This is a genomic window from Micrococcus luteus (assembly GCF_014138885.1).
Taxonomy (GTDB): Bacteria; Actinomycetota; Actinomycetes; order Actinomycetales; family Micrococcaceae; genus Micrococcus; species Micrococcus luteus.
The window spans coordinates 567,070-589,838 of record NZ_JACJIK010000001.1; the positions used below are offsets into that span (position 1 = coordinate 567,070).

Sequence of the window (22,769 nt, forward strand, 5' to 3'; positions counted from 1 at the left end):
GAAACGGTCGCACAGGAAGACCGCAACGCACGTCGGGCCACCTGTAATGCCTTGTCGAGTATAGGGACCGGACTCGACCCACGGCGCCGCGAGTACCGTGACCGAGCACGTCTCCGCTCCAGGGCCGACGTCGGGCTCAGCGACCGGCGACGCGGCGCAGCACTCGCTCGTAGCGGCGGGCCACGGCCGGCAGGTCGGCGTGGCGGCGCACCCAGTCGCGTCCGCCCGCGCCGACGTCGGTGCGGTGCGGGTCGTCCGCGAGCGCCGTCAGGTGCTGCACCAGGTCGTCCACGTCCGGGCCGATGACCTCGGCGCCGCCGGCCGCCTCGAGGGTGCGGGCGGCCTCCCCCGTCACCAGGCCCGTGACGTGCCGGCCGACGGCGAGCACCTCGTAGGTCTTGGAGGGCACGGTGTGCCGGAAGCTCGGCCAGTCGGGACGCAGGGCCACCACCAGCGTGTCCGCCCACGCGTATTGCTCGGCCACGGCCGCGCCGTGGACGGGTCCGAGGATCTCGGCCGGCGAGCCGAGCTCGGCGTTGCGGTCCTCCAGCGCCGGACGCCGGGTCCCCTCCCCGACCAGCCGGACGCGCACCCGCGGCCGGGTGCGACGCAGCGTCGCCGCGGCGTCGATGAGCCGATCGAGCCCCTGGCTCTCGCCCATGTTGCCCAGGTACAGCACGTGGAGCTCACCGGCGGCCCGCTCCCGCCGGGGCGCCACCGCCAGGCGGGCCAGGTCCACGCCGTTGCCCAGGGTGCGGACCACCCGCACGCCGCGCCCACGCAGCGTCTCCGCGAAGCCGTCCGTGACGGTCACCACGAGGCGGGCCGCGCGCTGGCCGCCGGTCACGACGCGCTCCATCGCGACGCCCAGCAGGCCCTGGTGGACCCCGGCCTCGTGGGCGAGGTCCGGCCAGGCGTCGCGCATCTCCAGCACGAGGGGACGGCGCCAGAGACGGGAGAGCACGACGCCGGGCACCACCACGGGCAGGGCGGGCACGGTGGCCACCACCACGTCCGGGCGTCGGGTGGCCATCCCGCGGGGGACGGCGAGCAGGGCGTGCACCACCGCCTCGGCGAAGCGGCCGTTGCGGCCGGCCTCCCCCAGGGGCAGGCGAGGCGTGGGCAGGACGCGTTCGCCGTCGGGCCCGGCGAAGGGGCGCACACCCCCGGGCGCGACGACGTCGACGTCCCAGCCCGCCGACCGCAGCGCCGCCACGACCGCGCCCCAGCGACGTGCGGGCGGAGTGCGCTCGGGCCGGTAGGAGTGGGAGACCAGCAGGAGGCGGGGGCGGCGCGGCTCAGTCGTCACAGGGGTCCTCCCCGAGGGCGGGTGCGGGCGTGGTGCCGGTCAGCAGGGTCAGCACGGGGGCGGGCCCGCCGGCGGCCTGGGCCTTCTTCTCCTTCTTGGGCTCGTGCTCGTCGACATAGCGCTGGACGTCGTCGGCGGCGAGGGCGGCGCGCAGGTCCGCCAGCTTGTCCTCGTCGAGCTCGACGATGGCGTCGCCGTTCGGCCCCTCCGCGAAGCCCTTGCGCGGCACCGTGAACATCTCGACGTCCTCGCCGCGGACGTCGCGCAGCTGCCACGCGAGCGAGGCGATCACGCCGGACGTGAGCCCCTCGTCCACACCGAGGTGGTCGGAGAACGTGGCGACGACCTCGGTGGTGCGGGCGGGGTTGCCCAGGATCTGCGGGCTGAGGAAGCGGTCCATCGCCCCGGCCAGGTAGCGCTGCTGGTTCTTCACGCGGGTGACGTCGCCGTCGTCGAAGGCGTGCCGTTCGCGCACGTAGCGCAGGGCGGCGGTGTCCTGCAGCAGGATGTGTCCGCGCGGGTAGTACGAGGGGTTGGCCTGACCGGAGGAGAAGGCCTGCGGGTTGCAGACCTCGACGCCGCCCAGCGCGTTCGTCACGCCCCGGAACCCCTGGAAGTCGACCTCGAGGACGTGGTGGATGGGCACTCCCAGCAGCAGCTCCACCGTGTCCACGGCGAGGGTGTAGCCGCCCGTGTCGAAGGCCGAGTTGATCTTCGCCTCGCCGTGGCCGGGCACGGTGACCCACGAGTCCCGCAGCACGGACATGACGTAGACCTGGCGTCGGTCCGCGGGGATGTGCACGAGCATCATGGTGTCCGAGCGCTGGCCCATGTCCTGCTCGCCCTCGCCCTCGCGGGAGTCGGAGCCCAGGACGAGCACGTTCAGCGGGCCGTCCCCGGCCGCCTGCTCGAGCGCCCCCACGTCCACCGTCTGCCGGTGGTCGTCGAAGGTGCGCCCGAGCGAGCCCGCGTACCAGGCGCCCAGGCCGAGCAGCGCCGCGAGCAGGACGGCGAGCACGCCGACGACCCACGGCCAGCGTCGGCGGCGCCGCGCGACCGGCGGGGCGTCGTCGCGCGGGGACTCGGGACGCGGCAGGGGCTCGGGCGTCCAGGACGCGGCCGGGGGATGGCTCACTCGGGTCTCCTGCTCGAGGTCGGGGGTCAGGCCAGTCTACGGACGCCTGGTCAGGCGTCGGCCGCCACGGCCCGGCGACGGCGCGGCCTGGGCTGGCAGCGCGGGCACAGGTGGCTCGCCCGGTTCATGAACGGCTCGCGGACGATGCGGGAGTCGATCCCCTCGGCGGCGCAGCGGCGACACGGCTGCCCGGTGCGCCCGTAGGCCGCCAGGGAGCGGGCGAAGTAGCCCGATCGCCCGTCCACGTTGACGTAGAGCGCGTCGAAGCTCGTGCCCCCCACCTCCAGGGCCCGGCGCATCACGTCCTGGACGGCCGCCAGGAGGCGCAGCGTGTCCGCCCGGCGCATGCGCTCGGTCGGGCGCTCGGGGTGCAGGCGGGCGCCCCAGAGGGCCTCGTCCGCGTAGATGTTGCCGATCCCGGAGACCAGCGACTGGTCCAGCAGCGCGCGCTTGAGGGTGGAGCGGCGCCGTGCCAGGCGCGCGTGCACGGCCGCGGGGTCGAACAGGGGGTGCAGCGGGTCCAGGGCGATGTGGGCGGCCGTGGTGGGGATCCGCTCGCCGCCGGCGGCGTCGTCGGGCCGCAGCGCGTCGAGCCACCAGCCGCCGAAGATCCGCTGGTCCACGAACCGCAGCTCGCGGGCGGAGCCGTCCGCCGCGGTGACGGGCAGGCGCAGGCGCAGGTGTCGCTGGTCGGCGGCCCCCGGTTCGTCCACGAGGATCTGCCCGCTCATCCCCAGGTGCACGACGACGGCGTCGTCGCCCTCGGCCAGGGGCAGCCAGAGGAACTTGCCGCGGCGAGCCGGCTCGGCCAGCCGGGCGCCGCGCAGCCGCTCCCGGAGGGCGTCCGCACCGCCGGGGCTGCGACGCAGCGAGCGGGGGTCGAGGACCTCGAGCTCCGCGGCGACGGCGTCCGTGGCCCACCGGGCCAGGCCGCGCCGGACGACCTCGGCCTCGGGCAGCTCCGGCACGGGCTCAGCGCCCCGCGGCCGGCAGATCCGCCTCGAGGGCGGGCCACGAGGCGGCCGCGGCGTCCCGCTCGGCCTGCTTCTTGGAGCTGGCGACGGCGGAGCCGTACTCGCGCTCGCCGACGACGAGGGTGGCCCGGTAGCGGGGGTCGTGCGCGGGGCCCTGACCCTCGATCGCGTAGCGGACGGCGCCGAGACCGTGGCGGCTGGCGGCCTCGGCCACGACCGTCTTCCAGTCGGTGCTCTCGCGCAGCAGGTCCGGCTCGTCCAGCAGCGGCACCACGTGGCGGTGCACGAGTGCGGCCGCGGCCACGGCCCCGTGGTCCACGTAGACGGCGCCGATGAGCGCCTCGAGGGTGTCGGCGAGGATCGAGTCCTTGTCCGCCCCGCCGGTGCGGCGCTCCCCCGTGCCCAGGCGCACGAACGGGCCGATGCCGATCCGGCGCGCCACCTTCGCCAGGGCACGCGTGGACACGACGGCGGCCCGGCGGCGCGCGAGGTCGCCCTCGGCCAGGTCCGGGTACACCGTGAAGATGTGGTCGGTGACCACGTAGCCCAGCACCGAGTCCCCGAGGAACTCGAGGCGCTCGTTGGTGGGCAGCCCGCCCTGCTCGTAGGCGAACGAGCGGTGCGTCAGAGCGCGTTCGAGCGTCCCGGCGGTGATGTGCACGCCGAGACGCTCGAACAGCTCTTCTGGCTCGGGCGCGGGCTCAGGCCCGCGGCGAGCCGATGGGGACGCCATCTCAGGCGTCGGCGACCTTGCGGCCCTTGTACTCGAAGAACAGGGGGGTGCCGGCGGCGTCGGTCTTCAGCTCGGCCTGGTGGGGCAGGCGGTACGAGACGCGACCGTTCTCGACGGACTTCACCAGGGCGGGCGCGGTGGCCTTCCACTGCGACCGGCGGGCACGGGTGTTGGCACGGGACATCTTCCGCTTCGGGACTGCCACGACTATCTCTCTTCTGTCTCGGTGATGGAGGTCTCTGAGGTGCCCGCGAGGTGGGCCAGGGCGGCCCAGCGCGGGTCCACGCGCTCGTGGGCGTGCCCCTCGGGCGCGTCCTCGAGGCGGATGCCGCAGTCGGCGCACAGGCCCTCACAGTCCGGCCGGCACAGCGGCTGGAACGGGAGGGCGATGACCACGGCGTCCCGGAACACGGGTTCCAGGTCCACGGTCTCGCGCACCACGAGCGGCTGCTCGCCGGCGTCGTCCTCGGACGTGCCGGTGAGGTACAGCTCCTGCAGGTCCACGGTGATCCCCTCGTGCAGCGGGCGCAGGCAACGGCCGCACTCGCCCTTCAGGGTCGCGTCCGCGGTGCCGGTGACGAGGACGCCCTCATGCACCGACTCCAGACGCAGGTCCAGTTCGACGGGGTCCCCCTCGGGGATCCCCAGCAGCGGCGTGGAGACGCCCGCAGGGGCGGGCCACTCGGCCGTCAGCTCGCGCTGGACTCCGGCCCCGCGCGTCAGATCGCGCACGGGGATCACCCACGGCGAGTCGGCGCCGTGGTGCTGGATGCTGTCCATGGTCGCTCCTCTCGGCGGGTGGGACGGCGGGGGTACACGGCCCGTCCGCACGCCCTCTGCGGGGGTGCGATGCGGCCTGGACACGGGTCCAGCCACGACGGACCGACAGCCCATCCTACCGGGTGGGTCCGCCTCGGCCAAAGCCGGCGGCGGCCCGCGCGTCGCCGGCCCGGCTCAGAGCCCGGCGGTGAACTCCTGGAGCCAGGCGCGCAGGTCGGCCCCGAGGTCCTCGTGCCGCGTCCCGAACTCGATGACCGCCTGCAGGTAGCCGAGCTTGTCCCCCGTGTCGTAGCGGCGGCCGTCGAAGACGACGGCGTGCACGCCGCGGCCCTCGCCGTCCTCCGTGGCCAGCCTCTGCAGCGCATCGGTGAGCTGGATCTCCCCGCCGCGGCCGGGCGGGGTCTCGTCCAGCACGTCGAACACCTGCGGGGCCAGCACGTAGCGGCCGATGATCGCGAGGGTGGAGGGGGCGTCCTCGCGGGCCGGCTTCTCCACGAGGTCGGTGACGCGGACGACGTCGTCGCCCTCCCCCGGCACGGCCTGCACCGCGGCCACGCCGTAGGCCGAGACGGCCTCCTCCGGGACCTCCATGAGGGCGATCACGGAGCCGCCGAGGCGCTGCTGCACGTCGATCATGCGCTCGAGCAGCGCCTCGCCGTCGCCGATGATGTCATCGCCCAGCAGGACCGCGAACGGCTCCTCGCCGACGTGGCGGCGAGCGCAGTTCACCGCGTGGCCGAGCCCGAGAGCCTCGCCCTGGCGGACGTAGTGGATGTCCCCCACCAGGTCCGACTCGTGGATCTGCGCGAGCCGCGTGGCGTCGCCCTTGCGCTCCAGCGCGGCCTCCAGCGCGGGATGGCGGTCGAAGTGGTCCTCGAGGGCCCGCTTGTTCCGGCCCGTGATCATCAGCACGTCGGCGAGGCCCGCACGCCGGGCCTCCGTCACCACGTACTCGATGGCCGGCCGGTCCACCACCGGCAGCATCTCCTTCGGCATGGCCTTGGTGGCCGGCAGGAAGCGGGTGCCCAGGCCGGCGGCCGGGATGACGGCCTTGCGGGTGCGGGGGCGGGAGGGGGGCGGGACGGTCATCGGCGGTTCTCCTGCGGTTGATGCGGTGGGACGAGCGGAAGGGTGGCCCGCGGGTGGGCCGGGCGGGGTCAGGCCCCGCCGTCGAGGCCGCGCAGGACCGCGGCCGGGACGAACTCGGCGACGTCGCCGCCGAGTCCGTGGACCTCCTTGATGAGCGAGGAGGACACGTGGGTGTACCGGGCGTCGGCCGGGAGGTAGACCGTCTCGACCCCGGTGAGATGGCGGTTCATCGCGGCCATCGGGGCCTCGAACTCGAGGTCGGCGCCGCCGCGCAGCCCCTTGACGATCGCGTCCGCGCCGATCTGCCGGCAGAACTCGGCCAACAGGCCCGGGCCCATGGGCCGGACCGCGACACCGGCGAGGGAGGACACCGTCGCCTCGATCATGGCGATGCGCTCGTCCACGCTGAAGCGGTACGTCTTGGCGGGGTTGGAGGACACGGCGACCACCACCTCCTCGAAGAGGTTCGCGGCTCGCGCGATCACCTCGACGTGCCCCTTGTGGAGGGGATCGAACGAACCAGGGCAGACGGCACGACGCATGGGTGCCAGCCTAGCGGGGGCCGCGCCGAGCGGCGACGGACGCCCGTCCGGTCCGGCTCCGGCGCGTCGCGGTGGTGACGGACGCGGCATGCGCCGCCGTGTGCGGTCCGCGGCGATGGGTACAGTGCGGCCATGGACGGAACCCAGCCCACCCCCGGAGCAGCACGGCACGACGTCGACGTGGACGCGCCGTGGCGTCGCACGGCGGCGGCCGCGGGCCTGCTCGGTGACGCCGGCCCCGTGCCCACCGTGTTCGAGACGATGACGGGCCTCGCCGTCGAGCACGGGGCCGTGAACCTCGGCCAGGGCTTCCCCGACGCCGACGGCCCCGACGCGCTGCTGCGGCTGGCGGCCGACGCCGTGCTGGCGGGCCCCAACCAGTACGCCCCCGGCACGGGCGACCCCGCGCTGCGGCGGGCCGTTGCAGAGCACCGCCGGCGCCACTGGGGCGTGACGGAGGACCCCGCCACGCAGGTCATGATCACCACGGGTGCCACCGAGGGCATCGCCGCGACGGTCCTGGCGTTCGTGCGCCCGGGCGACGAGGTCGTCACGGTCGAGCCGTTCTACGACTCGCACGCCGCCACGATCGCCCTGGCCGGCGGCCGGCACGTGAGCGTGCCGGTGGAGGCGCCGGACTTCCTGCCGGACCCGGCACGGGTGGCCGCGGCGATGACCGACCGCACGCGCCTGCTCATCGTGAACACGCCGCACAACCCCACGGGCGCGGTCTATCCGCGGGAGCTGCTCGAGGAGCTCGTGGCCCTGTGCCGGTCCCGGGGCGTGCTGATCCTCGCGGACGAGGTCTACGACCACCTCGTCTACGAGGGCGAGCATGTCGGCCTGCGCTCGGTCGCGGGCGCCGAGGACATCGCCCTGACGGTCTCCAGCGCGGGCAAGGCGTTCGCGGTCACCGGCTGGAAGGTCGGCTGGCTGACCGGCCCGGCCGAGCTCGTCGGGGCCGCGCGCGCCGTCAAGCAGTTCCTCACCTACTCCTCCGGCCCCGCCTTCCAGCGCGCGCTGGGTGCCTATCTGCCCACCGACGACGCCGAACGGCACCTCGCCGGCCAGCGCGAGCGGTACCGCGACGCCCGGGATCGGCTCGTGGCGGGCCTGCGGGAGGCGGGCCTGGACCCGGTCGTCCCGGCGGCGGGCTACTTCGTCGTCGTGGACCTGGCCCCGTGGGGTGTGACGGACGCGGCCGAGGCCGCGGTGCGGTGGACGCGTGAGGCCGGCGTCACGGGCATCCCCGTGGGCGCGCTCTGCCGCCCGGACGGAGGCCACCTGCGGTCGTGGCTGCGGCTGGCGTTCTGCAAGTCCCCGGATGCGATCGACGAGGCGATGCGCCGCCTGGCCGAGGCGGCCCCGCGGCTGCGCGCGGCCTGACCCCCGACGCTTTCGTTGACGAAACGGCGGCCCCCGGAGCACTTTCGTTCGGGAAACGGCGGCCCCCGGAGCATTTTCGTTCGGGAAACGGCGGCCGCCGTGCTCGCGGTTCCGTGCTGAGCCCAGTCCGTTCCGCCCTCCCGTCTCCCCGGTGAGAACGGGCCGAGACGCCGCCGTTTCCCGAACGAAAACGGGCCGACACGCCGCCGTTTCCCGAACGAAAGCGGGTGGGCGGGGTCAGCGCTCGTCCTGCCAGAGGTACAGGGCGGTCTCGCCGTAGACGCGCACCTCGACCTCCTCGAGGCCGCGCGGCCGGCGCGGCGCCGCGTCCCGGGCCGCCCGCTCCAGCACGAGCAGCCCACCCGGGGCAAGCCGCCCGGCCGCCGCCTCCAGCACGGCCTCGAGCGGCGCGCCGGCCACCGGGTACGGCGGGTCGGCCAGGATCAGGTCCACGGGCGCGGCCTCCGCCGCGAGCGCCTGCTCCACGCTCCCGGCGCGCACGCGCACGACGTCGGCCCCGCGCGCCCGGTTGACCAGCGCGGCATTCGCGCGGCACGCGGTCACGGCCTTCCGGTCCCGCTCGACCAGCAGCACCGATGCCGCTCCGCGGCTGGCGGCCTCGCACCCCAGGGCGCCGGAGCCGGCGTAGAGGTCGAGCACGGCCGTCCCGTCCAGCCAGTCGCGGGCCTCGAGCCAGGAGAACAGGGCCTCCTTGGTGCGGTCCGTGGTGGGGCGCGTGCCGGTGCCGGGGACGGCGGTCAGGGGCCGCCCGGCGGCCGCGCCGGCGATGATGCGGGACATGGCTCAGCCCTTCTCGAGGTAGTCGGCGGCGGTGAGGTGCTCGGCCTCCCAGCGGGCCACCTCGGCGGCGAGCGCCGGGTGGGCGGAGAGCCCCGGGCCGGCCGCCATGACCTGCGCGACGGCGTCGGCGGCCACGGCGATCAGCGGGGCGTCGGCAATGACGTCCACATGGTGCAACCCCGAGGCCAGCCCGGACTGGGCGGCGCCGAGCACGTCGCCGACACCGCGCTGGGCGAGGTCCTCCTGCGCGATGCGCATGCCGTCCTGCTCCTGGGCCAGGACCTCGAGCCGGCGCAGCGACGGGTGCCCGTCCGGCAGGCGCGTGGCCAGCAGGCAGACCGCCGCCCCGGGCCCGCGGCCCACGCGGCCGCGCAGCTGGTGCAGGGTGGACAGGCCGAAGTCGTCGGCGTCGAGGACCGCCATGACCGTCGCGTTGGGCACGTCCACGCCCACCTCGACGACGGTGGTCGCCACGAGCACGTCCGTCTCCCCGCGAGCGAAGGCCTGCATCGCCGCGTCCTGCTCGGCCTGGTCCATGCGCCCGTGCACGGCGTCGATCCGCAGCCCCGCCAGCGCCGGCAGACTCCGCAGCCGGGGTGTCATCTCCTCCACGTTGGCGTGACCCGGGTCGGCGTCGTCGGGGTCGATGCGCGGGCACACCACGAACGCCTGGTGGCCGGCCGCCACGTGCTCGGCGATCAGCTCCCACACCCGGCCGATCACGCGTGGGCCGTGGGCCATCCGCGCCACGTGCGTGGTGACCGGCTGTCGCCCCGAGGGCAGCCCCTCGAGCACCGACAGGTCCAGGTCGCCGAACACCGTCATCGCCACGGTGCGTGGGATGGGCGTGGCGGACATGACGAGCAGGTGCGTGCCGGGGTTGGCCCGCCGCAGGGCCTCGCGCTGGTCCACGCCGAAGCGGTGCTGCTCGTCGACGACGGCCAGGGCCAGCTCGGCGAAGCCCACCTTCTCGGAGAGCAGCGCGTGCGTCCCGACGGCGATCCCGGCCTCGCCGGAGGCCAGGGCCAGCAGCGCCTCGCGGCGCGCGGCGGTCTTGAGCGAGCCGGTGACCAGCGCGACCCTTGTGGCCGGGCCGTCGCCGGCCCCGAGGGTGCCGGCCTCGGCGAGGGGGCCCATCAGGCGCAGCAGGGCACGGTGGTGCTGCGCGGCGAGCACCTCGGTGGGTGCCACCAGGGCGGCCTGGCCGCCGGCGTCCACGACCTGCAGCATCGCCCGCAGGGCCACGAGCGTCTTGCCCGCGCCCACGTCCCCCTGCAGCAGCCGGCTCATCGGGGCGTCCCGGGCCAGCTCGGCGGACAGCTGCTCCCCCACCGCCACCTGGCCGGGCGTGAGCGCGAACGGCAGGCGGGCGTCGAGGGCCTCGAGCAGGCCCCCGGGCCGCGGCGGGCGGGGCACGGCGGGCACCGCCCGCTCCCGGTCCCGGCGCCAGGCGAGCGCGGCCTGGACGAGCAGCGCCTCACGCAGGGCGAGCGCGGTCCGCGCCGGGCCGGTGGCGGCGACGTCGTGAGGGGCGTGCAGGTCCCGGTACGCCTGGGCGGTGCCCGGCAGCGGCGCGTCCAGGTCGAGCGCCGCGGCGGCCTCCGCGCGGATCCGCTCGGTGAGCAGCTCGGGGATCCGTCCCAGGTCGACGGTCTCGAGCACCCGGGCGACGGCGGAGCGGACCGTCCACGACGGCAGCTTCCCCGTGGCCCGGTAGAGCGGGACCGGTCGCACGTCCACCTCCCCCGGGGCGACGTCGTCGTCCAGGAGGGCGAAGTCCGGGTTGTTCAGCGTGATCCGGCCGCGGTACTCGGTCGTGCGGCCCTGGAACATGGCGGTCATCCCGGGGGCGAGGCGGCGGCGGGCGTCGTGGCCGTTGAAGAAGGCCATGGACAGGCTCGCCCCCGGCACGCCGGCCACGGACGGGTCAGCGACGGTGACGTCCACGATGAACCCGGGCCGGCTGTGCATGCGCCGCGTGGTCACCGACTCCACGACGGCGACGACGGTCACCTCGGCGTCGTAAGGCAGCGCGGCGATGGGGGTGAGCTCGCCGCGCTCGATCCAGCGGCGCGGCACGTGGTCCAGCAGCTCCCCGACCGTGGTCAGCCCGAGCTCCTTCTCGAGGCGGGCGGGCAGCTTCCCGCCCAGCACCTCGGACAGGGGCAGGTCGGTGACGGGGGCCTCAGCGGCCATGGCACCCATCCGGTGCGGCGTCGTCGCCGTGCGACGGCTCGGCCAGGTCGGTGACGGCCAGGCCCTCGACGTCGCCGGCGGCCCGCAGGGGGCCGATCGCGTCCTCGGCGCGGGGCACGTGCACGTGGACCCGCCACGGCACCCGGCCCTGCGCGTCACGGGCGGTCCCGACGGGGGCCAGGATCACGGCGTCCCCCACGTCGGTCAGCCGTCGGCGCAGCTCGGCCGCGGCGAGCGGGGTCAGGGCCAGGGTGCCCATCACCTCGACGGCCCCCTCGGTCGGCGCCTCCGCCTCGGCGGCGGGCTCGCCCTCCGCGGCGTGGGCGCCCTCGACGTAGCCGGGGAGCGCGGTGGCCAGCTCCTCGTCCACGGGCGTGCCCGTCACGACGGCGCGCAGCGCCTCGAACACCCAGAGCAGCCCGACGGCGCCGGCGTCCACGACGTGCGCCCGGGTCAGCGGGGCGAGCAACGACTCGGTCTCCTCCACGGCCTGCACGCAGTCGGCCAGCATGACGGTCACGGCCGGGCCGAGCCGCACGGCCGGGTCCGCGTCCCCGGCCACCGCGGGGGTGTCGGGGGCCTGGGTGGACGAGCGCGCGAGGCTGCGGGCGGCCGCGGAGAGCACCGTGAGGATCGTCCCCTCGCGCGGATCCGACAGGGCCTGCCGGGCGGCCCGGTCGGCGGCTCCGAACGCCGCCGCCAGGGCGAACGCGTCGACGCGCTCCCGGCCGCGCAGGGGCTCGGCCATCCCCGCCAGGCTGACCGCGAGCAGCATGCCCGAGTTGCCCCGGGCCGAGTCCAGCGCGGCCGCGCCCGCGTGCGCGAGCACGGCGCCGACGTCGTCCTGTGCGGGGCAGGCGTCGGCCGCGGTGCGGGCCGCCGTCAGCGTGGCGAGCATGTTCGTGCCCGTGTCCGCGTCCGGGACCGGGAAGAGGTTCAGGGCGTCGAGTCGCGGCGCGGCCCGGCCCACGAGCTCCTCCGCGAGCGCGAGCCAGTGCCGTACCAGTGACGGCCGGGACGGCGTGCTCACTGCGCGACGGCCTCCCCCAGGGTGCCGGTGCGGATGCCCTCGCCCAGGCGGGCGATCGCCGCCCAGTCCGGCCACACGACGTCCTCGCCGGTGTCCGTGTAGCCCACGCCCACGGACGGCACCGTGCTGGTCACGATCGGGGCGTCGCGCGCGTCGCGCAGGGACCACGCCAGGTTCGCGAGGGTGCTCGAGTCGAGCTCGTCGTCGAGGGTCAGGAAGGGCGCGAACTCCTCGACGGCGGCCTGCACGCGGCTCGGGTCAGAGAGGGTGTCGCGGGAGAGGAACGCGGCCACGATGGCCTTGACCAGGCGCTGCTGGTTCTCCACGCGGTCGAAGTCGCTGCGCGGCAGGTTGTACCGCTCCCGTGCGTAGGCCAGGGCCTTGTCCCCGTCCATCTGCACGGTGCCCGCGGGGAAGTCGATGCCGCCGGTCGAGACGAAGGCGCTGGGGTTGTCCACGCTGACGCCGCCCAGGGCGTCCACGAGGCCCTTGAAGCCGGCGAGGTCCACGGCGATCACGTGGTCCACGCGTGCCTGGAACATGTTCTCCGCGGTGGCCACCGTCAGCGGGATGCCGCCGTACTGGTAGGCGGCGTTGACCTTGTGGTCCCCGTGCCCCGGGATCGGCACCCACATGTCGCGCATGATGGACATGACCTGGATCTCGCTGCGGTCCCCGGGCACGTGGACCCACATGAGGGTGTCCGACCGGCCTGCGGAGTCACGGCCCTCCGCGCCCGCGTCCTCGCCGACGAGCAGCACGTCGAGTGCCTGCTCGTCCGCCTTCTCGTCCGCGTCCGGGGCGACGGGGCCCTGGGCGCCCTCGGCGGCCTGGTCCGCGTCCATGCCGGGCGGCGGCGCGGTGGGCTGCTGAGCAGACGCCCCCGCGGCACCCGGGCGGCCCGACTCGGCGGGGAACGCGCCGCCGTCGAAGCGCTGGGTGTCCTGGTCGATGATCCGGGCGATCCCGCCGACGTACACCGCCGCCGCGATGACCACGGCCAGCAGCGCCACGAGCACCACCGCCAGGGCGATCAGCCACGGGCGGCGACGACGACGGCGCCGCCCGACGGCGACGTCCTCCTGCGGGGGGCGGGGGCGGGGGTCCGCGGTGCTGCTCACGTGGGCTCCTGAGGCGGGGACGGGAACGGTCTCGCCCATGCTAGGGCACGGGCCCCCGCGGGTCCCGGCGCCGCACGTATCCTGGGCGGATGGAATCCCGCCGTCTGCGTCGTCTCGTGCCCCTCCTGACCGCGATCGCCCTCGGCGCCACGGCCTGCACCGGACGGGTGGCCACGGTGGAGGCCGCGCCCCACGCCGCTGACCCGGCGTGTGCCCCGGCCATGGTGGCCATGCCCGACGCCCTGGGCGACCTCGGCCTGCGCCCCACCGACAGCCAGGCGACGGCCGTGTGGGGCGACCCGGCCGCCGTCGTCCTGCGCTGCGGCGCCGAGGTCCCCGGCCCCACCACGGACCGCTGCATCTCCGTGGACGGGATCGACTGGGTCGTCCGGGACGAGGACGAGAACTGGCGGATCACCACCTACGGCCGTGACCCGGCCGTGGAGGTGCTGTTCGGCAAGGACCAGGCCAGCTCGGACACCGTGATGGTGGGCCTGTCCTCGGCGGTCGCGCAGATCGAGCCCAGCGGCGGCTGCGTCGGCGTGCAGGATGCCACACCCGTCGGCTGAGACCGGCGCGGGCCGCGTCAGTGCAGGCCGACGCCCCGCTCGAGGGCGAGGTCCAGCAGCTCCGAGATCAGATCGTCGTAGGACAGGCCCGTCCGCTCCCACATGGCCGGGTACATGCTGATGGGCGTGAAGCCCGGCATGGTGTTGATCTCGTTGACCACCCAGCGCCCGTCCGGGGTGAAGAAGAAGTCGCAGCGGCCCAGGCCGGATCCGTCCACGGCCTCGAAGGCGCGGATCGCCAGGGCGCGCAGCCGCTCGATCTCCTCCTCCGGCAGCTCGGCCGGGCAGGACAGCTGGGTGGTGCCGGTGTCCTGGTACTTCGACTCGAAGTCGTAGAACTGCGTCTCGCCCTCGTCGTGGGCCACGACGATCTCCCCCGGCAGCGAGGCGCGCGGGGCGGCGGCGCCGTGCCCGTCGAGGACGGCGCACTCGATCTCGCGGCCGACGATGCCCGCCTCCACCACGACCTTGGGGTCGAAGCGACGGGCCTCCTCGACGGCGGCGCGCAGACCCGCGGGCTCGGTGACGCGGGTGATGCCGAAGGACGAGCCGGCGCGGGCGGGCTTGACGAACAGCGGGTAGGCGAGCGCCCCGGCGCGGGCGAGGGCCGCCTCCGGATCGCGCGCCCAGTCGCGGGCGGTGATGGTCTCCCACGGGCCGACCTCGAGGCCGGCGGCCTGGAAGGCGACCTTCATGAAGTGCTTGTCCATGCCGACCGCGGAGGCGAGCACGCCGCAGCCCACGTAGGGCAGACCCAGCGACTCGAACATGCCCTGGAGGGTGCCGTCCTCGCCCCAGGGGCCGTGCAGCAGCGGGAACACGACGTCCACCGGGCCCAGCGAGGAGCCGTCGGCCGCGGTCAGCTCGACGGTGCCGTCCGGCAGGGCGCGCAGGCTCACCGGGGCCTCGGGCTCCGGCACCTCCGGCAGGGCGCCGCCGTCCAGGCGGAACGAGGCCACGTCCAGCTCGTCGTGCGACCACAGGCCGGAGCGGGCCACGCCCACCGGCACGACGTCCCAGCGCTGACGGTCGGCCGCGTGCAGCACACCCGCCGCGGTCACGCAGCTGATGGGGTGCTCGCTCGAGCGGCCGCCGAAGAGCAGGAGCACGCGGGGACGCGCGCCGGCAGCGGCCTCCGGGGCGGGGATGGCGGTCATGCGGTGCGTCCTTCCGACTTCAGGTCACGGGCGAGCAGCAGCTCGGCGAGGCGGTCCACGGCCACGTCCCCGGCGACCACCCGGTCCATCAGCTCGCTGATGGGCATCTCCACACCGTGGGCGCGGGCGGCGTGCACGATGGCGGAGACGGACTTGATGCCCTCGGCCGTCTGGCTCATGGCGGCCACCGCCTCCTCCGCGCTGAGGCCGGTGCCGATGTGGCGGCCGGCCGTGCGGTTGCGGGAGAGGGGCGAGGCGCACGTGGCCACGAGGTCGCCCAGGCCGGCGAGCCCGGCCATGGTGGCCGGGTCGCCGCCGAGCGCGACGGCCAGCCGGGTGGTCTCGGCCAGGCCCCGGGTGATGACGGAGGCCTTGGAGTTGTCCCCCAGCCCCTGCCCGTCGCAGATGCCCACGGCGAGCGCGATGACGTTCTTCACCACGCCGCCGATCTCCACGCCCACGACGTCCGTGTTCGTGTAGGGCCGGAAGGTCCGGCCGGCTGTGAGGGCGGCGATGCGCTCCGCCGTCGCGCGCGAGGCCGAGGCGACCACCGTGGCGGTGGGCTCGCCGCGCGCGATCTCGAGGGCGAGGTTGGGTCCGGAGACCACCGCGAACCGGTCCGGGCTGAGGCCCAGCTCCTCCGCGCAGACCTGCGACATCCGCGCGTCGGTGCCGCGCTCGAGGCCCTTGACGAGGGAGACCACGACGGCGTCCGGGGCCAGGTCGGCGCACACGGTGCGCAGCGTCTCGCGCACGTGCTGCGCGGGCACGGCCACCACTACGACGCCGGCGCCCCGGACCGCCTCGGCGGCGTCGGTGACGGCGCGCACGCAGGTGGGCAGGGTGATGCCGGGCAGGTACTCGGGGTTCTCGTGTCGCTCGGTGATGGCCTCGGCGACCTCGGCCCGCCGGGACCACATCACGATCTCGGACGCGCGGGCGGGCTCGGGGCTGGTGCTCAGGCCCAGGACGCGGGCGAAGGCCGACCCCCAGCTGCCGGCCCCGAGGACGGCGACGGTGCGCGGATCGCTCATGCCCCGGTCACCCGCGCTCCGGTCGTGGGATCCCAGCGGCCCTCCGGGGCCGGTTCTCCGCGCAGCTCGGCGACCAGGTCGGTGATCGCGGCCATCATGCGGCCGGTGCCCTCGCGCAGGGTCGCCGCCGTCACGGGGCGGTCCCGCAGGTCCGCGAGGTCGACGGGCGCGCCGACCCGGATCCGGGCGGTCTTGCGCGGGAGGACGCGGAGGGAGCGGCCGCCGTACGGCAGCAGCTCCTGGATGCCCCACTGGCCGACGGGGATGAGCGGGGCGCCGGTCTGCAGGGCGAGGCGCACGGCCCCGTTGCGCCCGGCCATGGGCCAGCCGTCGGGATCGCGGGTGACGGTGCCCTCCGGGTAGACGATGATCGCCCGGCCCGTGGCGACGGCCTCGCGGGCGGCGGCGAGCGAGCGGCCGCCGTCGCGGGTGCGCTCGACCGGGATCATGCGGGTGGCCTCGAGGACCTGCTTGAGCACGGGCACCTTCCAGAGCTCGGCCTTGGCGAGGAAGGTCGGCAGCAGGCCCTGGTTGTAGACCATGTGGGCCACGGAGAGCGGGTCCACCTCCGAGATGTGGTTGACGGCGAGGATCGCCCCGGTCTCGGGCAGGTGCTCGGTCCCCTCCCACACCTGGCGGACGAGGGCCCGCATCGCCGGTCGCACGATCACGCCCGGGATCACGTAGGGGGCCCGCGCGGCACGCGTCGGACGACCCCCCGCGGCGCCAGGGCTCTGCGCGTCCACGCCGCTCACCGGTCGCGTTCGGTCAGCTCGACGTCGGCGCCGAGGCCCTCGAGCTTCGCCATGAAGTGCTCGTAGCCGCGGTTGATGATCTCCAGGCCCGTCGCCGTGGAGGTGCCCTCGGCGGTGAGGGCGGCGATCAGGTGGGAGAAGCCGCCGCGCAGGTCCGGGATGTCGAACTCGACGCCGTGCAGCGGCGTCGGGCCGGAGATCACGGCCGAGTGCAGGAAGTTGCGCTGACCGAAGCGGCACGGCACGGAGCCGAGGCACTCGCGGTGCAGCTGGATGGAGGCGCCCATCCGCACGAGGGCGTCGGTGAAGCCGAAGCGGTTCTCGTACACGGTCTCGTGCACGATGGAGACCCCCTTGGCCTGGGTCAGCGCCACCACGAGGGGCTGCTGCCAGTCGGTCATGAAGCCGGGGTGCACGTCCGTCTCGAGCACGAGCGGGTTGAGATCGCCGCCGGCGTGCCAGAACCGGATGCCGTCGTCGACGACGTCGAACTCGCCGCCGATCTTGCGGTAGGTGTTCAGGAACGCCGTCAGGTCGCGCTGCTCGGCGCCGCGGACGTAGATGTCCCCCCGGGTGGCCAGGGCGGCGGAGGCCCACGAGGCGGACTCGTTGCGGTCGGGCAGCGCGATGTGGTTGTAGCCGCGCATCTCGCTCACGCCCTCGATGCGGATGGTGCGGTCCGTCTGCACGGTGATGATGGCGCCCATCTTCTGCAGGACGGCGATGAGGTCGTGGATCTCCGGCTCGACGGCGGCGCCCTTGAGCTCGGTGATGCCCTCGGCCTTCACAGCGGTCAGCAGCACCTGCTCGGTGGCGCCGACGGAGGGGTACGGCAGCTCGAGCTTGGCGCCGTGCAGGCCCTTGGGGGCGGAGATGGAGATGCCGCCCGGGCGCTTGTCCACGACGGCGCCGAAGTTGCGCAGCACGGCCAGGTGGTAGTCGATCGGGCGGTCGCCGATCTTGCAGCCGCCGAGGTCGGGGATGAAGGCCTCCCCGATCGCGTGCATGAGCGGGCCGCAGAAGAGGATCGGGATGCGCGAGTCGCCGGCGTGGGCGTCGATCTCGGCGGTCAGGGCCGACTTCACCCCGGCCGGGTCCATCGTGATCCGCCCGGTCTCCTTGTCCCACTCCACGGACACGCCGTGGATCTCGAGGAGGGAGCTGACGACGTCCACGTCCTTGATCTCGGGGATGTTCCGGAGCACGGACGGCGAGTTGCCGAGCAGGGCGGCCACCATGGCCTTGGGCACCAGGTTCTTGGCACCGCGCACGGTCACCTCACCGGTCAGCGGCTTGCCGCCATGGATGGTCAAGAGCTTCGCCATGCGCGTCCTTCCTCAGCGCGGCCGCAGGGCCACGGTCTCGGCCACTCCGCCGGAGCGGGGAGGTCTCTGAACGGGACCGCCCGCCGTGTGCGGCGGGCGGTCCCGGAATCGCCTCCCAGCATAGGGCGTCGCCGGGCACGCGCGGCAATGGTGCTCCCCCGGCGGCGCCGGTCAGCCGGCCGTGCGGGCCGGCAGGGTGGTGGGCTTGTACGCGGGGCGGTCCGCCTCGTAGGCGTCGATCTCGGCCTGGTGCCCCAGGGTGACGGCGATGTCGTCCAGGCCCTCGAGCAGCCGGTGACGGGTGTCGTCGTCGATCTGGAACGGGGCGGTCACATCCCCGCACTCGACGGTGCGTGTGACGAGGTCCACGGTGACCGGGGTCCCGGGACGGTTCTCCAGCTCCTTCCAGATGCGCTCGACGTCCTCCTGCTCCACCTGGGCCGCGACGAGCCCCTGCTTGGCGGAGTTGCCGCGGAAGATGTCCGCGAAGCGCGGGGAGATCACGGCGCGGAAGCCGTAGTCCTTGAGCGCCCACACGGCGTGTTCGCGCGATGAGCCCGTGCCAAAGTCCGAGCCCGCCACGAGCACGGTGCCCCCGCTGAACGGCTCGGTGTTCAGGATGAAGTCGGGGTCCTGGCGCCAGCCTGCGAACAGGGCGTCCTCGAAGCCCGTGCGGGAGATCCGCTTGAGGTACACGGCCGGGATGATCTGGTCCGTGTCCACGTTCGAGGCGCGCAGCGGCACGCCGACGCCGGTGTGGGTGGTGAACTTCTCCATGGCTCAGGCCTCCTGGGGGGTGAGGGCGGGCAGGTCGGACGGGCTGGCGAGGCGGCCCAGCACGGCGGTGGCCGCGGCGACCACCGGGGACACCAGGTGGGTGCGCCCGCCCTTGCCCTGCCGGCCCTCGAAGTTGCGGTTGGAGGTGGACGCGCAGCGCTCCCCCGGGGAGAGCTGGTCCGGGTTCATGCCCAGGCACATGGAGCAGCCGGCGAACCGCCACTCGGCCCCGAAGTCCTCGAACACCCTGTCCAGGCCCTCGTCCATCGCCTGCAGACGCACGCGCGCCGAGCCCGGCACGACCATGACGCGCAGCCCCTCGGCCTTGCGCCGGCCCCGGACGACCTCGGCGAACGCCCGCAGGTCCTCGATGCGGGAGTTGGTGCACGAGCCCATGAACACGGTGTCGACCTCGACCTGCTTCATCGGGGTGCCGGGGGCCAGGTCCATGTAGGACAGCGCCTTGCGGGCCGCCTCCTGGGCCACCGGGTCGGCGAAGTCCTCGGGCGCGGGGACGGTGTCGTTCAGGCTCACGCCCTGACCCGGGTTGGTGCCCCACGTGACGAACGGCTCCAGCGTGTCCGCGTCGATGACCACCTCGGCGTCGAACTCCGCCCCCTCGTCCGTGGCGAGGGTGCGCCAGTGCTCGACGGCGGCGTCCCAGTCGGCGCCCTCGGGGGCATGGGGCCGTCCCTTCAGGTAGGCGAAGGTGGTCTCGTCCGGGGCGACCATGCCGGCGCGGGCGCCGGCCTCGATGGACATGTTGCAGATGGTCATCCGGCCCTCCATGGAGAGGTTCCGGATGGCCTCACCGCGGTACTCGAGCACGAAGCCCTGGCCCCCGCCCGTGCCGATCTTCGCGATGACCGCGAGGATGATGTCCTTGGCCGTCACACCCGGACGCAGCGTGCCGTCCACGGTGACCGCCATGGTCTTGAAGGGCTTCAGCGGCAGGGTCTGGGTGGCCAGGACGTGCTCGACCTCGGAGGTGCCGATGCCGAACGCCAGGGCGCCGAACGCGCCGTGGGTGGAGGTGTGGGAGTCGCCGCAGACCACGGTGAGGCCGGGCTGGGTCAGGCCCAGCTGGGGGCCGACGACGTGGACGATGCCCTGCTCGGCGTCGCCCAACGGGTGCAGGCGCACACCGAACTCGGCGCAGTTGGCCCGCAGGGTCTCGATCTGGGTGCGCGAGGTGGGATCCGCGATCGGCTGGTCGATGTCCAGCGTCGGGGTGTTGTGGTCCTCCGTGGCGATGGTCAGGTCGGGCCGACGCACCGGACGCCCGGCCAGACGCAGCCCCTCGAAGGCCTGCGGGCTCGTCACCTCGTGCACGAGGTGCAGGTCGATGTAGAGCAGGTCGGGGGTGCGGGAGGCGCCCTCGCCCTCGCCGCGCACCACCACGTGCTCGTCCCAGACCTTCTCGGCCAGCGTCCTGGGCCGCGTCGTCGCCGTCGTCATGTGCCGCACCTTCCTGCTCACGCACCTGTCAGTCGTCGCCCGGCGCGGGGCGCCGGTGCTCACGGACCACTGTGGGGCGCGGCGGGGCTGTTCTCGACCACGCGGCGCGATATTCCACATCGTGAGATGTCGTCTCACATGCCGGACGCGGCGGAGGCCGGCCCGGTCGCGCACGTCGCGCGCCGACATCCCCGGCCGTCCGCGCAGTGAGACGACTACGATCACCCCATGACCACCGAGCCCGTGCGCCCGCCCACCGAGGACGACCTCATCGGCCCCTCGCTCCACCGGCATCCCAGCGGTGTCGGCGTGGTGGACAAGTCGGTGGCGATCCTTGACGCGCTCGAGTCCGGCCCGGCCACGCTCGCCCAGCTCGTCATCGCCACCGGGATCGCGCGGCCCACGCTGCACCGGCTCGCGGCCGCCCTCACGCACCACCGCATGGTGGGCAAGGACCTGCAGGGCCGCTACGTGCTGGGCACCCGCCTCGCCGAGCTCGCCTCCGCCGCCGGCGAGGACCGGCTCACCACGGCCTCCGGCCCGGTGCTGCTGTGGCTGCGCGACGCCACGGGCGAGAGCGCCCAGGTGTTCCGTCGGCAGGCGGACTCCCGCGTGTGCGTGGCCAGCGCGGAGCGGCCCTGGGGCCTGCGCGACACCATCCCCGTGGGCGCTCGCATGTCCATGAAGGCCGGCTCCGCCGCGCAGGTGCTCCTGGCCTGGGAGGACCACGAGCGGCTCGTCGAGGGGCTGGCCGGCGCCGTGTTCACACCCACCGTCCTCGCGGCGGTGCGGCGGCGCGGCTGGGCCCAGTCCCTGGCCGAGCGCGAGCCCGGGGTCGCCTCGGTGTCGGCGCCGGTGCGCGGTCCCAGCGGCCGCGTCATCGCGGCGGTCTCGATCTCCGGCCCCCTCGAGCGGCTCTCCCGACAGCCGGGCCGGCTGCACGCGGACGCCGTCGTCTCCGCCGCGACGCGGCTCACCGAGCTCATCCGCGCCGGCGAGGCCTGAGGCCCGCCCGCGCCACCGACGGGACGCGCCGCCGAGACACCCCGTTCTTCCCGCGTTCACCCGCGGGGCCTAGCGTCAGCCAGGTCCCCGACCGCCGCCCCCGCACCACCGAGGAGTCCGCCGTGACCGAGACGACCGCGCCCGCCGCCCCCGCCGAGCAGGAGGCCGCGCCGCGGCTGTCCGTGATCGGCACGGGCTATCTGGGCGCCACGCACGCCGCGTGCATGGCCGAGCTGGGCTTCGAGGTCCTCGGCGTGGACGTGGACCCGGCCAAGATCGAGCGCCTGGCCCGCGGCGAGGTGCCCTTCCACGAACCCGGCCTGCCCGAGCTGCTGCGCACCCACGTCGCCTCCGGGCGGCTGCGCTTCACCACGGACGTCGCGGAGGCGGCCCGCTGGGCGGACGTCCACTTCATCGGCGTCGGCACCCCGCAGAAGGTGGGCGAGACCGCGGCGGACCTGAGCTATGTGGACGCCGCCGTCGCCTCCCTCGCCGCGGCGATCGACCGCGACGCGCTGATCGTCGGCAAGTCGACCGTGCCCGTGGGCACCGCGCGCCGCCTGGCCGAGCTCGTGCGCACCGTGCGCGCCGAGGCCGGACTGCCGGGCGAGGTCGAGCTCGCCTGGAACCCCGAGTTCCTCCGGGAGGGCTTCGCCGTGAGGGACACGCTCACCCCGGACCGCCTCGTCATCGGCACGCACGGGCCCCGCGCCGCGGGCATCCTGCGCCGGGTCTACGCGCGGCAGCTCGCGGACGACACCCCGTGGATCAGCACGGACCTCGAGACGGCCGAGCTGGTGAAGGTGGCCGCGAACGCCTTCCTGGCCACGAAGATCTCGTTCATCAACGCGTTCTCGGAGATCACCGAGAACGTGGGCGGGGACATCGGCACCCTTGCGGACGCGATCGGCCACGACGCGCGGATCGGACGCCGGTTCCTCAACGCGGGCGTGGGGTTCGGGGGCGGCTGTCTGCCCAAGGACATCCGCGCGCTCCAGGCGCGCGTCTCCGAGCTAGGCCTGGACCGGACCATGCGGTTTCTGGCGGAGGTGGACGACATCAACCTGCGCCGCCGTGACCGCGTGGTGGACCTGGCGGTGCAGGTGCTCTCCGCGGCTCGCGACGGCCGGATCCGCCGGGCCGAGGCCTCCGGGCCCGCCCCCACCCCCGCGAGCGTGCAGGTGCTCAACGGCACGCGGATCGCCGTGCTGGGCGTCACGTTCAAGCCGGACTCCGACGACGTCCGGGACTCCCCCGCCCTCGACGTCGCCAACCGTCTCTACACGGCCGGCGCCGACGTCCGGGTGTACGACCCCGAGGGCAATGCCAACGCGGCCGCCCGCTTCCCGCGGCTCGACTACGTGGACTCGCTCGAGGCGGCCGTGGACGGCGCCGAGCTGACCCTGCTGCTGACCGAGTGGCGCCAGTTCCGCGAGATGGATCCGGACACCGTGGGCGCACGCGTGGCCTCCCGCCTGCTGATCGACGGGCGCAACGTCCTGGACGTCGCCGCGTGGCGCGAGCACGGGTGGGACGTCATCGGCCTCGGCCACCGCTTCGACCCGGAGCGACTCCTCCGCGCGGCCTGACCCG

22 protein-coding genes are annotated in these 22,769 nt (G+C 74.7%); 4 read left to right on the forward strand and 18 right to left on the reverse strand.

What is annotated here, in order from left to right; genetic code table 11:
- Window positions 1-136: 136 nt before the first annotated feature.
- The 8 genes from HDA34_RS02535 to coaD all read right to left on the reverse strand — a co-directional run bounded on the left by HDA34_RS02535 (window position 137) and on the right by coaD (window position 6,562).
- Window positions 137-1,309 (reverse strand): glycosyltransferase family 4 protein, encoded by a 1,173-nt coding sequence (locus tag HDA34_RS02535; protein ID WP_134376891.1) that lies wholly within the window; start codon window positions 1,307-1,309, stop codon window positions 137-139.
- Window positions 1,299-2,444, reverse strand: a complete 1,146-nt coding sequence (locus tag HDA34_RS02540) for an LCP family protein (protein WP_134376893.1) — start codon at window positions 2,442-2,444, stop codon at window positions 1,299-1,301. The genes HDA34_RS02535 and HDA34_RS02540 overlap by 11 nt, the downstream gene beginning before the upstream one ends.
- 50 nt (window positions 2,445-2,494) lie before the next feature.
- Window positions 2,495-3,412, reverse strand: coding sequence for a bifunctional DNA-formamidopyrimidine glycosylase/DNA-(apurinic or apyrimidinic site) lyase (gene mutM / locus HDA34_RS02545; RefSeq protein ID WP_134376895.1), 918 nt, complete (start codon window positions 3,410-3,412; stop codon window positions 2,495-2,497).
- Window positions 3,413-3,416: 4 nt separating this feature from the next.
- Window positions 3,417-4,079 (reverse strand): ribonuclease III, encoded by a 663-nt coding sequence (gene rnc, locus HDA34_RS02550; protein WP_012750822.1) that lies wholly within the window; start codon window positions 4,077-4,079, stop codon window positions 3,417-3,419.
- 73 nt (window positions 4,080-4,152) lie between these two features.
- Window positions 4,153-4,356, reverse strand: a complete 204-nt coding sequence (gene rpmF, locus HDA34_RS02555; protein ID WP_002856390.1) for a 50S ribosomal protein L32 — start codon at window positions 4,354-4,356, stop codon at window positions 4,153-4,155.
- Between the two features lie 2 nt (window positions 4,357-4,358).
- Entirely contained in the window at window positions 4,359-4,931 is a 573-nt protein-coding gene (locus tag HDA34_RS02560) for a YceD family protein (RefSeq protein ID WP_002856392.1), read from the reverse strand.
- 174 nt (window positions 4,932-5,105) lie between these two features.
- Complete coding sequence (gene galU / locus HDA34_RS02565; RefSeq protein WP_127435483.1) at window positions 5,106-6,020, reverse strand: UTP--glucose-1-phosphate uridylyltransferase GalU; 915 nt, start codon at window positions 6,018-6,020, stop codon at window positions 5,106-5,108.
- A gap of 68 nt (window positions 6,021-6,088) precedes the next feature.
- Window positions 6,089-6,562 carry a pantetheine-phosphate adenylyltransferase gene (coaD, locus tag HDA34_RS02570; RefSeq protein WP_036338106.1) on the reverse strand — a complete coding sequence of 158 codons (474 nt, stop codon included), beginning with the start codon at window positions 6,560-6,562 and terminating at the stop codon, window positions 6,089-6,091.
- A 132-nt stretch (window positions 6,563-6,694) separates the two neighbouring features.
- Here coaD and HDA34_RS02575 point away from each other — a divergent pair, with 132 nt between their 5' ends.
- The gene (locus HDA34_RS02575; RefSeq protein ID WP_127445916.1) at window positions 6,695-7,948 is read left to right on the forward strand and encodes an aminotransferase class I/II-fold pyridoxal phosphate-dependent enzyme; all 1,254 of its coding nucleotides are present in this window, start codon (window positions 6,695-6,697) and stop codon (window positions 7,946-7,948) included.
- Window positions 7,949-8,185: 237 nt separating this feature from the next.
- Here HDA34_RS02575 and rsmD read toward each other — a convergent pair whose 3' ends face one another.
- From rsmD to HDA34_RS02595, 4 genes are read right to left on the reverse strand one after another with little or no spacing between them, the layout of a single operon-like run.
- Window positions 8,186-8,749: a 16S rRNA (guanine(966)-N(2))-methyltransferase RsmD gene (rsmD, locus tag HDA34_RS02580; protein WP_134376897.1), complete on the reverse strand. Its 564-nt coding sequence runs from the start codon at window positions 8,747-8,749 to the stop codon at window positions 8,186-8,188.
- Window positions 8,750-8,752: 3 nt separating this feature from the next.
- Window positions 8,753-10,945, reverse strand: a complete 2,193-nt coding sequence (locus HDA34_RS02585) for an ATP-dependent DNA helicase RecG (protein WP_134376899.1) — start codon at window positions 10,943-10,945, stop codon at window positions 8,753-8,755.
- On the reverse strand, window positions 10,935-11,975 hold the full coding sequence (locus HDA34_RS02590; protein ID WP_134376901.1) for a DAK2 domain-containing protein: 1,041 nt from the start codon (window positions 11,973-11,975) through the stop codon (window positions 10,935-10,937). The genes HDA34_RS02585 and HDA34_RS02590 overlap by 11 nt, the downstream gene beginning before the upstream one ends.
- Window positions 11,972-13,096 (reverse strand): LCP family protein, encoded by a 1,125-nt coding sequence (locus HDA34_RS02595; protein ID WP_134376903.1) that lies wholly within the window; start codon window positions 13,094-13,096, stop codon window positions 11,972-11,974. The genes HDA34_RS02590 and HDA34_RS02595 overlap by 4 nt, the downstream gene beginning before the upstream one ends.
- 89 nt (window positions 13,097-13,185) lie before the next feature.
- Here HDA34_RS02595 and HDA34_RS02600 point away from each other — a divergent pair, with 89 nt between their 5' ends.
- Window positions 13,186-13,665 carry a DUF3515 family protein gene (locus HDA34_RS02600; RefSeq protein ID WP_115165112.1) on the forward strand — a complete coding sequence of 160 codons (480 nt, stop codon included), beginning with the start codon at window positions 13,186-13,188 and terminating at the stop codon, window positions 13,663-13,665.
- A gap of 17 nt (window positions 13,666-13,682) precedes the next feature.
- Here HDA34_RS02600 and HDA34_RS02605 read toward each other — a convergent pair whose 3' ends face one another.
- The 6 genes from HDA34_RS02605 to leuC all read right to left on the reverse strand — a co-directional run bounded on the left by HDA34_RS02605 (window position 13,683) and on the right by leuC (window position 20,171).
- Window positions 13,683-14,822: a D-alanine--D-alanine ligase family protein gene (locus HDA34_RS02605; RefSeq protein ID WP_134376905.1), complete on the reverse strand. Its 1,140-nt coding sequence runs from the start codon at window positions 14,820-14,822 to the stop codon at window positions 13,683-13,685.
- Window positions 14,819-15,856: an NAD(P)H-dependent glycerol-3-phosphate dehydrogenase gene (locus HDA34_RS02610; protein WP_113913885.1), complete on the reverse strand. Its 1,038-nt coding sequence runs from the start codon at window positions 15,854-15,856 to the stop codon at window positions 14,819-14,821. The genes HDA34_RS02605 and HDA34_RS02610 overlap by 4 nt, the downstream gene beginning before the upstream one ends.
- Window positions 15,853-16,527, reverse strand: coding sequence for a lysophospholipid acyltransferase family protein (locus HDA34_RS02615; protein ID WP_036334718.1), 675 nt, complete (start codon window positions 16,525-16,527; stop codon window positions 15,853-15,855). The genes HDA34_RS02610 and HDA34_RS02615 overlap by 4 nt, the downstream gene beginning before the upstream one ends.
- An 80-nt stretch (window positions 16,528-16,607) precedes the next feature.
- The gene (gene murA / locus HDA34_RS02620) at window positions 16,608-17,936 is read right to left on the reverse strand and encodes a UDP-N-acetylglucosamine 1-carboxyvinyltransferase (RefSeq protein WP_002856412.1); all 1,329 of its coding nucleotides are present in this window, start codon (window positions 17,934-17,936) and stop codon (window positions 16,608-16,610) included.
- A gap of 171 nt (window positions 17,937-18,107) precedes the next feature.
- A complete protein-coding gene (gene leuD / locus HDA34_RS02625; RefSeq protein ID WP_036338085.1) occupies window positions 18,108-18,713 on the reverse strand; it encodes a 3-isopropylmalate dehydratase small subunit in 606 nt (201 codons plus the stop codon).
- Window positions 18,714-18,716: 3 nt separating this feature from the next.
- Window positions 18,717-20,171, reverse strand: a complete 1,455-nt coding sequence (gene leuC / locus HDA34_RS02630) for a 3-isopropylmalate dehydratase large subunit (RefSeq protein ID WP_060973445.1) — start codon at window positions 20,169-20,171, stop codon at window positions 18,717-18,719.
- 228 nt (window positions 20,172-20,399) lie between these two features.
- Here leuC and HDA34_RS02635 point away from each other — a divergent pair, with 228 nt between their 5' ends.
- Entirely contained in the window at window positions 20,400-21,176 is a 777-nt protein-coding gene (locus tag HDA34_RS02635) for an IclR family transcriptional regulator (RefSeq protein WP_078026043.1), read from the forward strand.
- A gap of 122 nt (window positions 21,177-21,298) precedes the next feature.
- Window positions 21,299-22,765, forward strand: a complete 1,467-nt coding sequence (locus HDA34_RS02640; protein WP_036312925.1) for a UDP-glucose dehydrogenase family protein — start codon at window positions 21,299-21,301, stop codon at window positions 22,763-22,765.
- Window positions 22,766-22,769: the final 4 nt, after the last annotated feature.